Annotated in this window: 13 protein-coding genes and 1 tRNA gene; 6 read left to right on the top strand and 8 right to left on the bottom strand. The window is 70.7% G+C overall.

The annotated features are described in order from the left end of the window. Window positions 1–71 precede the first annotated feature (71 nt). From AL2_RS27365 to AL2_RS27395, 7 genes are read right to left on the bottom strand one after another with little or no spacing between them, the layout of a single operon-like run. Window positions 72–1877: a type IV secretory system conjugative DNA transfer family protein gene (locus AL2_RS27365; RefSeq protein WP_067638503.1), complete on the bottom strand. Its 1806-nt coding sequence runs from the start codon at window positions 1875–1877 to the stop codon at window positions 72–74. Next, window positions 1874–3319, bottom strand: a complete 1446-nt coding sequence (locus AL2_RS27370) for a putative type IV secretion/conjugal transfer ATPase (RefSeq protein WP_245666979.1) — start codon at window positions 3317–3319, stop codon at window positions 1874–1876. The genes AL2_RS27365 and AL2_RS27370 overlap by 4 nt, the downstream gene beginning before the upstream one ends. Before the next feature lie 14 nt (window positions 3320–3333). Further along, window positions 3334–4809 (bottom strand): SCO6880 family protein, encoded by a 1476-nt coding sequence (locus AL2_RS27375; RefSeq protein ID WP_067638505.1) that lies wholly within the window; start codon window positions 4807–4809, stop codon window positions 3334–3336. Then, window positions 4799–6265, bottom strand: coding sequence for a TrbL/VirB6 family protein (locus AL2_RS27380; RefSeq protein WP_168444559.1), 1467 nt, complete (start codon window positions 6263–6265; stop codon window positions 4799–4801). The genes AL2_RS27375 and AL2_RS27380 overlap by 11 nt, the downstream gene beginning before the upstream one ends. Beyond that, window positions 6196–6936 (bottom strand): DUF8175 domain-containg protein, encoded by a 741-nt coding sequence (locus AL2_RS27385; RefSeq protein WP_157438406.1) that lies wholly within the window; start codon window positions 6934–6936, stop codon window positions 6196–6198. Before AL2_RS27385 ends, AL2_RS27380 begins: the two co-directional genes overlap by 70 nt. Next, complete coding sequence (locus AL2_RS27390; protein ID WP_210747771.1) at window positions 6933–7268, bottom strand: hypothetical protein; 336 nt, start codon at window positions 7266–7268, stop codon at window positions 6933–6935. Before AL2_RS27390 ends, AL2_RS27385 begins: the two co-directional genes overlap by 4 nt. Beyond that, window positions 7268–7756 carry a hypothetical protein gene (locus tag AL2_RS27395; protein ID WP_083946958.1) on the bottom strand — a complete coding sequence of 163 codons (489 nt, stop codon included), beginning with the start codon at window positions 7754–7756 and terminating at the stop codon, window positions 7268–7270. Before AL2_RS27395 ends, AL2_RS27390 begins: the two co-directional genes overlap by 1 nt. Window positions 7757–7975: 219 nt before the next feature. On the opposite strand from AL2_RS27395, the gene AL2_RS27400 reads away from it, so the two are divergent. The 6 genes from AL2_RS27400 (at window position 7976) to AL2_RS27420 (ending at window position 12058) form a co-directional block, all read left to right on the top strand. Then, window positions 7976–8266 (top strand): helix-turn-helix domain-containing protein, encoded by a 291-nt coding sequence (locus tag AL2_RS27400; RefSeq protein ID WP_067638514.1) that lies wholly within the window; start codon window positions 7976–7978, stop codon window positions 8264–8266. 30 nt (window positions 8267–8296) lie between these two features. Continuing rightward, window positions 8297–9274 carry a C40 family peptidase gene (locus tag AL2_RS27405; RefSeq protein ID WP_157438407.1) on the top strand — a complete coding sequence of 326 codons (978 nt, stop codon included), beginning with the start codon at window positions 8297–8299 and terminating at the stop codon, window positions 9272–9274. A 15-nt stretch (window positions 9275–9289) separates the two neighbouring features. After that, on the top strand, window positions 9290–10228 hold the full coding sequence (locus AL2_RS27410; RefSeq protein WP_210747772.1) for a phosphoadenosine phosphosulfate reductase: 939 nt from the start codon (window positions 9290–9292) through the stop codon (window positions 10226–10228). Between the two features lie 65 nt (window positions 10229–10293). Next, window positions 10294–10575, top strand: a complete 282-nt coding sequence (locus AL2_RS27415; protein ID WP_210747773.1) for a helix-turn-helix domain-containing protein — start codon at window positions 10294–10296, stop codon at window positions 10573–10575. 147 nt (window positions 10576–10722) lie between these two features. Continuing rightward, a complete protein-coding gene (locus AL2_RS40165; protein ID WP_083946961.1) occupies window positions 10723–10899 on the top strand; it encodes a CopG family ribbon-helix-helix protein in 177 nt (58 codons plus the stop codon). Continuing rightward, the gene (locus tag AL2_RS27420; RefSeq protein WP_067638516.1) at window positions 10877–12058 is read left to right on the top strand and encodes a site-specific integrase; all 1182 of its coding nucleotides are present in this window, start codon (window positions 10877–10879) and stop codon (window positions 12056–12058) included. The genes AL2_RS40165 and AL2_RS27420 overlap by 23 nt, the downstream gene beginning before the upstream one ends. Before the next feature lie 102 nt (window positions 12059–12160). On the opposite strand, the gene AL2_RS27425 is transcribed toward AL2_RS27420, so the two are convergent. Beyond that, window positions 12161–12234, bottom strand: a tRNA-Pro gene (locus AL2_RS27425). Window positions 12235–12259: the final 25 nt, after the last annotated feature.

Below are 12259 nucleotides of genomic sequence, written 5' to 3' on the forward strand. Positions count from 1 at the left end.
CCAAAGCGGTGGATGTGTGCATGTGAAGGCCCCCTTCTGTGTGGACGTGCGGATGCGTGGTGGTTGTGCGGTTACGGCGTGGATAGGTCGTCCGGGCGGTTGTGGTGGCGGCGGGCGGCCTCGGCGATCGCGGCGTCGGCAGTGGTGATGGCGTTGCTGATGGCGGCGGCGTGCGGGCCGCTGTACCAGGGGCGTAGCTGGATGAGGGCGGGTTTGGTGCCGGTGGCCAGCAGCAGCGCGGTCCCGGCGGGGAGGGCGCGGATGTCGGCTGCTTCGAGGATTTCCTGGCGGCGCAGGGAGATCTGTTCGCTGGCGCGCCCGTCGCTGTAGGTGATGGACCGGACCGGGACGTCGTGCTGTCCGATGAGGGTGGCCAGGTCGCGTACCAGGCGGGGGGAGTCGATGCCGGCGCCGATGAGTTTGCGGGTGGCGGCGCCCCACAGTGCGGCCATGCCGGGTTCGCCCCAGACGGTGACGCCCTGTTCGTAGCTTTGCAGGATGGTGACGGGGATGATGCCGCGTGAGCCGAGGTGGGAGTACAGCTGGGGCAGGTCGGCGATGCGGCAGATGTTGGCGGCCTCGTCCAGGGCGACGATCAGGGGCGGGTCGAGGCGTCCGCCGGCTTGTTCGGCGCGGCGTTCGGCGGCGCGCATGGTGGTGTCGGTGAGCGCGGCGATCAGCGGGGCGGCGGCCGACAGCGACTTCGACAGCAGGTACAGCGTGTCGCGGGAGCCGGCGAACGCGTGCGGGTCGAAGACGGGCAGGCCCCGGTTGGGGGTGACCCAGGCGAGGATCTCCTGGTCGCGCAGGGCTTTGGCGGCGGTGCGGGCGGTCTGGTAGATCCCGTCGCGGGTCTCTACCGCGCCGTTCTGCGTCCCCTTCAGCGACGAGGCCATGAGCTGGAACCCGGCCTGCTGGAGCAGTTCGATCGGGGTGGGGACGGCTGGCTCGTCCAGCCATTGCGCGACATGGTGCAGAGAGCGGCCGGAGGTCGCGGCGGCCAGGAACAGGGCGCACAGCAGGTCTTGGGCGGCCGGGCCCCACAGGTCCTTCTTCTGGCCGTCGTCGACGGTGAGGACGAAGTGCCCGGCCAGCCGGTGCGCGTCCTCGACGGTGGTCAGTCCGGCGAGGGGGTTCCACCACCATGATTGCGGCTGGTAGGTGATGTGCTGCGGGTCGAACAGCCAGCTGTTCCCGCCGGTGCGCTGGGCGCGGACGGTGGCGATGGCCGACCACAGGTCGGCTTTGTTGCTGGTGGCGATGACCGGGCCGGGCGCCGACAGCACGTGCGGGATCGACTGGGTGGTCGTCTTGCCCGAGCGCGGCGCCATGAACGCCACGACGGTGTCCTCGAATGAGGCGAACAACGTCGGGCCGCTGCGGTCACCGGGCAGCAGGACGTCGCCCAGGACGAGCCCGATGTCGTCCGGCTCCAAGTCCTCGGGGCGGGACTTGGCGAGGGAGCGTTGCAGCGCGATCGCCTTGCTGGCCGTCGCTTCCGGCTGGAGTGCGGTCAGGCCGGCGTTGTCGGCCAGCGCGGCAACGGGATCTCCAGGCTGTGGAAGACGTCGCGCGATCCGTGACCAGATCTCCCAGCCGCCGCGTACGAGCGCGCTGCCCAGAACGATGAGGATGAGCAGGATGAGCCGGGTTGGTGTGCCTGGCCAGGCCTGGTCGGTCCGTCCCTGGACGACGGCGACGGCGAAGTCGGTGCCGAACGGCATGACCGTCCCGCCCGCTGCGACCGTGCCCAGCTTCGCCGCCAGCCACACGGTCCACAGCCCGGCGATGGGCGTCCAGCAGGCGGCGAGCACGAGCCATCCGGCGCCGGCGTTGGAGTGCCACAGTGAGGCCCGCGGCCCAAGAGCCCGCGTCACACGCCCACCCGGATGGCCTGGTCGGTGTCGTAGAGGTCGGTCTCGGGACCGACGAGCGAGAGCTCGACGGGGATGCCCAGGCGTTCGCCGGTCTTGATGAGGTATTTGCCGCGTCCGGGGTGGCGGGCGCCGGGCTGCCAGGAGTCGGGCGCCGACCAGGAGGCGACGAGCTGCTGCTCGGGGCCGGTGAGCGGGGTGATCTGATGGACGCGGGCCAGTTCGCGGGGCGGGAGGCCGGCCAGGACGGTGATGGCGGAGCGGTCGGCGAATCCCTTGGCCTTGGCGCGGTCTTCCTCAGTGGCGAGGGCGTCGAGGTCGGCGAGGGAGTGGGTGATCATGATGGAGGCCATGCCTTTGGCGCGGTTGAGGCGGGTGAGGGCGTCGGCGTGCTCGACCAGGCCGGGGGCGCCGCGCAGCGCGCGCCACAACTCGTCCATGACACCGAGGTAGGAGCGGCGGGGGGCGGCGCCCAGGTCGGCGAGGGCGTTGGCGGCGTCGACCATGCCGAAGGCGTAGGCCCAGGTGCACAGCATCGCGGCGGTGAGGAGTTTGTCGCCGGCGGCGCGGACCTGGGAGATGTCGACGCTGATCGCGGGCGCGTCCAGGTTCAAGGGGCGGGTGGTGGCGGCGTCGAAGACGCCGGCCAGGGAGCCGGAGATGAGCAGGTCGAGGGTGAAGACCAGGTCGCGGGTTTGGGCCCGGTAGGTGCCGGCGGTGTCGGTGCGGGCTGCTCCCCGCAGCTCGTCAGGTCCTTCTTCGAGGACGCGTAGGACGTCCACGATGGTGGGTTCGCGGGGGAGGCGGTCGTCCAGTAGGTCGATGGCGCGGCCCAGGACGACCTCTTCGGCGTTGGTGATGCGAGCCTCGCGCACAAGGGTGGCCAGGGCGAGGAGGAGGGACAGGCGGCGGGAGCGCACTTCCCAGCGCAGGGTTTCGGCGTCGGCTCCCGGCAGGCGTCGGCGGGCTTGGTCGAGGGGGCCGGCGTCCAGGGGGTTGATGCGGTCGGCGCCGCGACCGACGCGGATGACCTGCCCGCCCAGATAGTCGACTAGGCGGGTGTAGTCGGGTTTGGTGTCGCCGAGGATGATCGGTGTGGTGCCGGTGGCCACCGCACCGGTGACCAGGCGTTTGACCAGGGTGGACTTGCCGGTGCCAGGTTGCCCCAGGACAAACATGCCGGGATTGGTGACCAGCCCCTCGCGCAGCCACGCCAGCGGATCCAGGCACACCACCTCGCCCCAGAGTTGGTGGCGTCCGACGGGAGTGCCGGCGGTGGGCGTGCCGGACCCGGCGGTGAACGGGTAGAGGCCGCAGACCTGGCTGGTGGTGGCCTGGTATTCGGGTGCGGGTTCGACGTGGGTGGCGCGTCCGGCACCGCGACCGCGCCACCCCCAGGGCGGGGCGAGCGGCTCGGACATGGCCAGGGTTTCGGCGTTCGGCAAGCTAGATCCTCCGGTCAATGGATGAGGCGGCGCGAGAGTACGGGTGGGCAGATGCCGCACGGCAGGGTGGTGGCGAAGCCGGCGGCCTGGCTTCCCCACAGGCGCCGCAGCCGGATCTTGGCCGAGTCGGCCGCCGCCTCCACATGAGCCACCGCGCGGCGCAGCTGCTCGGGATCGGTCGCGGTGACGGTGGCGTACAGCGAGACCAGGCACACCCCGGCGCCCATGGCCTCTTCGGCGGCGGCCTGGCGGGCGCGCGCCGAATCCCAGCTGTCCCGGGCGGTTTCGTCGCGGCCGGTGCGGCGCCGGAACTGCGCGCGGAACGCCGCCGCGTTGACCTCCTGCTGCAGGACCCGGCTGGCCGCGGCGGCCGGAAGTGCCCGGTACTGCAGGGTGATGCGCTTGGGGAACGGGCCTGGCGCCACCAGCCTTGCCAGCACGTCGGAGCGGACGTTCTGGCGGGGCGGCTCATGCCATCCCCAGCTGACGGAGACGCCGCCGTCGTGCTCGTAGTGGCCGGTGTGCTCGGTCGCGGCGACCGGGCCTGCATCACCCCAGCCCAGAACCTCGTGCGAGTCCGGACCGGCCAACAGCCGGTTGACCTCGCCGCGCGCATCGGGATCGAACGCGGTCCGCACGGCCCCGGCGATCTCTGCGGCCGTGGCGCGGCCGAGGACGGAGACGCCGCAGCCACCGAGCCGCGATGCCAACCCGTCCAAGGTGCGGCCCAGGTCGGCGACCGCCTCGTACAGGTCTTTCGGGCTCGCCGAGGACACACGCGGGTCGAAGGTGATGCAGACGCGGGTGTCGACGTCGGCGGCAGCGGCCGGGGCGGTGCGGACCAGGTCGCTCATGATGGTCCGCGCCGGGGCCGGCGCGGTGGGGACGACCGTCCGGTGGACGGCATCGGCGAGGGTGGAGCCAGGCTCGGGCGCGGTCTCCACCGTGACCGTCACCCACCGGACGGCGGGCATATGCCCGAGCGCGGCCAGCCATCCACCCCACCCCGCGACCCAGGCGTCGGCGTCTGTTTGGTCGGCCAGCCAGGTCGAGGTGGGGACGACACGGAGGGTGGCGGTGAGCAGGCCGGTGCGCCGGTCCCACACGATCCCGTACCGGCCGCCGTACCCGTCCTCGGCGCTGAGCAGCGTCAAGGGCGCCAGCACTCCCGGGAGCTGGAACGCGCGCGGGTGGTCGATGACGACCCCGGCCCGGTAGCGATGGTGTCCGCGCCACAGACCCCAGCGCCAGCGGCACCGCGCCAGCACCAGCCGCGCCACCGGCACACCGCCGACCCGCACCAGCCCCAGCCCGCCGCCGACCAACGCCGGTGGAAGCAGGTAGGCCAGCAGGTGCGGCGCAATGGCGGCGAGCAGGACCAGTAGCATCGCCGCGCCGAGCGCGAGGAACGTGGCGGTGGTGTCCAGACCGAGCAGGCCGATGCCGTGCCGGCGACGCCACCCGCCGTAGGTGCGAACGTCATGTCCCATGGCTGCCGCCCCCTTCACCGGCCGCGCCGGTCGGGCCACCGAAACTGCCGGTCGCGGCCCAGCGGACTGCGTCCTCGCCACGCTGACGTTCCCGTTCGGCCGTCCGGATGGTGGCGGGTCCGACCGGCTCCCCGTGACCGCCGTCCGGTGGCGCCCACCCGTGCCCGGCCGTCCCGGACGATGCAGCGTCGGGCTGGCCGCTCTCCGGCGGGGCGCTTGGTGCAGGAGGGTGGCCACCCGGTGCGGCTGGGGCACGCCGGTCGGATGGCGGCTCAGGCGGGGCAGGCGGCTGGTCTGGAGCATCGTCGCCCGGTGGGGTGGTGTCGGGGTCGCCGAGTTGCTGCTTGAGGTAGGTGGTGTGCTCGGTGGCCGAGCTGGACTGGCCGCCTCCCGAACCGCCGCCGCCGTAGGCGCGCAGTGCGCCGAGCGCGGTGGCGCTGCTCATCAGCGTGCCGAGCATGCCGCCGCCGGGGCTGGATTCGGTGCCGCCGGTGGTCCAGGTGAAGAACTTCAACAGAACCGGGAAGGCGATGAGGCTGATCAGCATCATCGTCAACCCCATCAGGACCGTGTGCAGGTCCCTGCCCTTGCCGACCAGCGTGAACGTGGTCGCATACACCGCCGCCGCGGCCGGTTTGTAGAAGGCCAGGGCCAGCATCCAGCCCGCCACGCGCGGGAACCACGCCTTGGTCGTCGTGGTGATCACTCCTGCGGCCGCGAGCGGAAGCAGCCCGGCCAAAATGACCAACGCCCCTGCACGGAACAGCAGCAAGATCGCCTGGAGGAGCCCGATCACCAGCGCGAACAGGCACAGGATGAGTACCAGCGCGCGCGGCGCCGCACTCGGGAACGTCACGACCTGGGTCATGCGGCGGGCGAAGTCTCCCTCGGAGGAGGCGTCCAGGACCCACCCGCACCACACATCGCCCCACTGCAGCAGCAGGTTCGGCACCACCGTCCCGATCACGGTGACCACCGCCAGCACGACCAGCCCGCGGCCGGCGTCCACCAGCGGCAGCGCCTTGCGCGACAACGCCATCCGCGCGGCAACCGCCAGCAGCGCCAGCACCGCCACCGCGACCGTCAACGGCCGCACCAGCAACTCCAGATAACCGACCGCCGGCGCCTGCTGCAGATCGGGGGAGGGGGTGTGCACCCACCAGGACGCGGTGTTGGAGATCAGCCACCCGGTCGCCGACTGGAACGACTCGGCCATCTCGTCCAGTACATGACCGCCGATCGCGCCCGGAATGTTCGGCAGCCGCGGCATCGTCGGAAGCCCGGGCAGCAGCGGGTTCCCGGCCGCGCCGCCGTCGTTGTCCACCGGCTGCACGCACGCCGGATCCAGCACCGGCGAACACGGATCGAGCGGAAGAAGAAGCGACATCAGCCGCTCCCGCTCGGGAAGCGGACGTAGCCGTCCAGCGACTTGATCGGGGCCGCGGTGCCCGCCCACGTCCCGCCGGGTGGGGCGACCACACGCCAGTCGCCGTCCTGCCAGCGCAGTTGAAGGCGGGTCACCGCTCGCACGGTCACATCGCTGTCCCCAGGACCGGCCGACAGCAGATCCAAGCTCGCCGCCTCGGGCGTGTAGCCCAGCCAGCGGAACCCCTCCAGGACGCCATAGCCGCGCCCGAGCGGTTCGCCGTCCTTCCGGTCGCCCCGGTGCTGTTCGTAGGCGTCGCGGGTGGAGTCGCGCAGGACGTCGGTGTCGGGACCGATGACCTGCTGCTCGATGGTCGGCTCGAACACCTTCGTGCCCCACTGCATGCTGGCCCGCACCGCGATATGGACCGCGGCCAGCAACGCCCCGCGCGGCGTCCGCGCGAACCCGGCCGCCAGATCCCCGCCGGTGTCGCGTGGCCCGTCCTGCGGGGAGTAGGGGAGCAGGATGCCGTGGTAGTCCCGCCACACCACTCCAGCGAACGACACCTGCGGCGCGGTCACCATCTGCTCGGCGCGTGTCGTCCGCAGGATCACCGGGGTGCCTTTCGAGGACGTCCGGAATGCCGGTGGGACGACCATGCCGACCAGCACTCCGCCACCGACCACCGCTACTGCGATGACCCAGCCGCGGCGCCGCCACGCGGCGCCGCCCGGCTGCTGTTCGTTGTGGGGTCGGCTCATCTGAAGAACACCCCGACGATCGGAGCCGCCGTCGCGGCCAGGCTCAACCCGCCCAGCACCCACGGGATGCCGGTGGCACCGTCGGCAGCGAACGTGGACCGGTTCTTGCGCCCGATCGCCATCTGGCCCGCGCAGATGAACAAGCCGGCGACGCCGCAGATCAGCACGCCCCACTTGCCCCACGCCAGCAGCGTCTCCATCTTCTGATCCAGCCCCGGCGGCGCGTCCGGAGGCGGGTCCGGGACCTTCACCGACGGACTCTCCCCGTCTTGGGGAGCCGACAGCAGCCACCCACGCTCCGCGACGGCGACCGCGCACCAGATCGGTGACATCACGACCCCTCACCGCCCGGCGCGGCGATCAAGCCGCGCAGATCGCTCAGCGCCTGCCGCGCCTTACCGGGAAGGACGACCGCGGCCGGGTCTTCCACCAGCCGCAGCGCCCGCACATGCGGAACCCGCACCACGCCCCCGACCCGACCATCCAGCAGCGCGAACCGCGCCGTGGCCTCCCGCGACTCCGGGCCGCCGTCACTGACGATCGCCAGCGCCGCCACCCCCTCCTCCCAGTCCCGCAACGCGCCGATCGCCGCGGTGGCGTCCTTGGCCGCCACTGCGGTGTTGCGGACCGCCAGCACCACCGGACGGCCCTTGGCACGCAGCGGCGACCGGCCGACCTCCAGCAGCGGACCGATCGAGCCCATGTCCCACACCGCCGGCAGCAGCGCGGCCAGCGTGGAGGTTCCGGCGCCACCGTGCGCGCCGGCCACCACCACGTCCAGGTCCTCACCCGCCTGGTCGCCTGCCTGGTCGGCCGGCATTGGTCTGGTTTGTCGAAGACTCACCCACATACCCCCGAATCGATGCACTGAGTTGCTGAACGATCACCGTACGTGGCATCATGGCAGAGCGCAAGCATCGTCAAAGAACTTCTAGAAACGTCAACGCGCCGAACAGCGCATCGAACAATGTGCTTCCGCAGCACCGATCCACCACACTTGGAAGGACGACCATTGACCGCCCACCCAGGAGCCCCACCGATGACCGAGACACCCGGCCGCGACCCCGACGTCCTCACCACCGCCGAACTCGCGACCAAACTCGGCCTCTCACCCCAGACCGTCCGCCGGATGGCCAACGCCGGGCAGATCCCCGCCCTCAAAACCGGCAAGGACTTCCGCTACTCCTGGCAAGCAGTCCGCGAGGTGCTGCGGCAGCCCCACCAGCAACCCGGGGAAGCCGCCCATGAACCAACCGACCCACCGAAGAAGGGCGCCGGGTACCGCGCCCAACGCCAAGCCCGCACCGGCGCCCACGACACCGCCGACTAACCACCCAGCCCCGGCCTGGCGGCCGGCCCGGTGAAGGCCGCCGCCATCGCATGCGCCGCCGCCCTCGCCCTCCCCCTCGCGCTGGTCACCCTGGTCGCCGGACGCGACTCGGCCGCAGGCACCAGCTCAGACCTGGCCGGCGCGCCCACCGCCGAGGCCCGGCGCGACATCCCGCCCGCCTACCTGCGCTGGTACCTCGACGCCGCCCAAACCTGCCCCGGCCTGCCCTGGAACGTGCTGGCCGCCATCGGCAAGATCGAATCCGACCACGGCCGATCCACCGCTTCCGGCGTCCACACCGGCCAGAACTCCGCCGGAGCCGGCGGCCCCATGCAATTTCTCGCCTCCACCTGGGCCGCCTACGGCATCGACGGCGACCACGACGGGCACAAAGACCGCTACAACCCCGCCGACTCCATCCACGGCGCCGCCCACTACCTATGCGCCAACGGCGCAGGGAAAGGCGGCAAGCACCTCTACCGGGCCATCTGGCACTACAACCACGCCGACTGGTACGTCCGCAAAGTCCTCGACCAAGCCGCCCGCTACGCCGCCCCCACCGCCACCGGACGCGGCGCCACCGCCGTCCGCGCAGCCCTGCGCTGGCTCGGCACCCCCTACGCCTGGGGCGGCGGCGGACCCTCCGGCCCCACCTACGGCATCGCCCGAGGCGCCGGCATCAAAGGCTTCGACTGCTCCGGCCTCACCCAATACGCCTGGGCCCAAGCCGGCATCCGCCTCCCCCGCGTTGCCGCCGACCAATACAACGCCGGCACCCACATCCCCAGAGCGCAACTCCAGCCCGGCGACCTGCTGTTCTTCGCCACCAACCCAAGCGTCCCCGCGACCATCCACCACGTCGGCATCTACTACGGCCACGGACGCATGATCCACGCCCCCCACACCGGCGACGTCGTCCGCATCACCCAATTCACTGGCAACCCCTACCGCGAACGCCAATACGTCGGCGCCACCCGCCCCACCCCACCGCGCTCCACCCGAACCTGACTGGAGGTCCTGCCCTTGCCCCACCACGCGAGCCCAAGCCCTGACCGACACCGTTTCGGCGACGTCCGCGCCCACACCCGCCCAACACCCAACCGCCAACATCCGAAGACGACGCCACCACACCCGAAGAAGACGAGGACTCCGCCGCTCTGCGGGCCGATACGCGCCTTCAGCTACGGCGGCGGCTGGCAATCCACCGCCGCCCTCGTCCTAGCCGCCCAAGGACGTATCGACTTCCAGACCTTCCTGTTCGCCAACGTCGGCTACGACTCCGAACACCCCGCCACCCTGGCCTACATCCGCGACCACGCGGCCCCCTACGCCGCCGCCCACGGCATCGACCTACGCGAACTGCACCGCATCCGCCGCGACGGCACCACCGAAACCCTCTACGGCCGCCTCATGCGCGAAGGCTCCCGCTCCATCCCCATCCCCGTCCGCATGAGCAACGGCGCCCCCGGCACCCGCTCCTGCACCGCCGACTTCAAAATCCGCGTCATCGGCCGCTGGCTCAAAGCCCACGGCGCCAGCGCCACAAACCCCGCCACCATCGCCATCGGCATCAGCCTCGACGAAATCCACCGCGCCAACACCCGCCGCCATGAGCCCTACGAACGCATCACCTACCCCCTCCTCGACCTCGGCATCCGCCGCACCGACTGCCCCCGCATCCTCCGCTCCGCCGGCCTGCCCGTCCCACCCAAATCCGCCTGCTGGTTCTGCCCCTTCCACCGCCTCACCACCTGGCAAGACATGCGCCGCGAACAACCCGCCCTCTTCACCAAGGCCTGCCACCTGGAGAACACCATCAACCAACGCCGCCATGCCCTCGGCAAAGACCCCGTCTACCTCACCCGCTTCAACGCCCCCCTCGCCGACGTCACCCCCACCGCCGACACCCTCCCCTTCGATGACGGCGACGGCACCTGCGACTCCGGCTGGTGCTTCACGTGACCACTCACGCGCGCTCTCAGGGGCCTACATGCGAATGCTGCGGCGCGCCCGCCTCATCGGGGGCGATGCGGGTGACCGACCATATGGCCGTGCCGGTTGCCGGCTCCGGCGGCCGGATGAGGAGGGACGGCGATGCGGCGGCCGATGAGTCCTCAGTGGATCAAGGGATTAGTGGAGGCGTCGTGTACACGGTCGAGCAGGTCGCCGAGATCCTGCAGATCGGCCGTGACAAGGTCTACATGCTGCTCCGGACCGGACGCCTCCGCAGCATCAAGATCGGTCGGCTACGGCGGATCACCGATCGGCAGCTCGCCGACTTCATTGCCTCAGTCGAAGATGTCAGGTAACTCACCGTGGTTAATGTGCTACATTGTGCTACGTATCGCCTCGGGTACTCCCTGTCGGGGAGGCCCGAGGGTCGCTTCTTGATAACTCCATCGACGCGAGCGCGCTCTCACCTCGGCATTTGCAACTGACGAGAGGAGAACGCACATATGGCCGACGATAGGACGACCCTGCCTGCGGTGCGCGTGGACACGGCGTTCAAGGAGCGCTTGTCCGCGTACGCGCAGTCACAGGAGCGCGATGTGTCATGGGTCATCAGGAAAGCGATCAAGGAGTATCTCGACCGATGCGAGGAGCGATCGATTGAGCAAGATCCTGATCGGTAAGTACGAAGGCACCATCTACTCGGAGAAAGGGGGCTACACCGGGGCCCTTGCTCTCGGCTTCGGGCCCGACGGCAAGCGCAGGCGGCTCAAGAGGAAGGGGAAGACCAAGAGCCAGGTCCTGGACAGGCTCAAGGAAGCGGTCGAGGACCTGGAAACGGGCATCAAGAGCCCGGCGAACTACACGGTCGGCGACTGCGTTGAGGACTGGCTCGCCAAGGGCCTCAAGGGACTCGACGACGACACGGTCGTCAACTACGGGAGCCTCGCCCGCAAGCATGTCATCCCGCTGATCGGCAAGCCGAAGCTCGGTGATCTGCGGGCCGACGATGTGGACGAGTGGCTGGACGGGCTCTCGGGCACGTTGTCGACCCGGAGCTTGCGGCTCGTGCACGCGATCCTCAAACGCGCGATCCGGCAGGCTCAAGCACGCGACATGGTCATGCGGAACGTGGCCGAACTGGTCAAGACCCCCAAGGGTACGGCCGGCCGTCCGAGCCGGGCTCTCACGCTCGACCAGGCGCAGGCCGTCCTGGAAGCGGCCCAGTCATCGCAATTGCACGCCTACGTCGTGGTCAGCCTGCTGACCGGCGTCCGCACAGAGGAAGCCCGCGCCCTGAAGTGGACACACGTCGTGGCGTGGATCGACGACGCGGCTGAATGGCGGCCGGTGACCCGGGCCGGCTTCGACCGCGACACCTTCGCCATCTACGTGTGGCGGTCGGTGCGCACGCACGGCGACACCAAGACCGGCAAGTCGCGCCGGACGCTGGAGCTCCCGCTGCGGGCCGCGGAGGCTCTGCGCGGGCATCACGCGCGCCAGGCCGCCCAGCGGCTCAGAGCGGGGCAGGCGTGGTGCGACAGCGGGCTGGTGTTCTGCTCGGCGACCGGGAGGCCGCTGGACGCCGCGAACGTGCGGCGGGCGTTCCGGCTCATCACCAGGAAGGCGGGGATCGGGGAGTCCTGGTCTCCGCGCGAACTGCGTCACTCGTTCGTCTCGATCATGAGTGACGGCGGGGTGCCCATCGAGGCGATCGCCGATCTGTGCGGGCACTCCTCCCCGGCGGTCACCGGGCAGGTGTACCGGCACCAACTCCGGCCGGTGATCACCCGGGGCGCACGGGTCGCCGACTCGGTGTTCGGTACGGGCGAGTCGGCGTAGGTCGGGTGACGGTGGCTCCCCTTTTGGCTCCCCATCGACTTTCAAGATCGAAAAAGGGCTCCGGAATGATCTCCGAAGCCCCTCTGAGCTGGTGTTTCTGTGTCGGGACGGCGGGATTTGAACCCACGACCCCTTGACCCCCAGTCAAGTGCGCTACCAAACTGCGCCACGTCCCGGTGCCCGTTGGAGCGGGCTCGATTA

The organism is Actinomadura latina NBRC 106108 (assembly GCF_001552195.1).
In the GTDB taxonomy this organism is placed as follows: domain Bacteria; phylum Actinomycetota; class Actinomycetes; order Streptosporangiales; family Streptosporangiaceae; genus Spirillospora; species Spirillospora latina.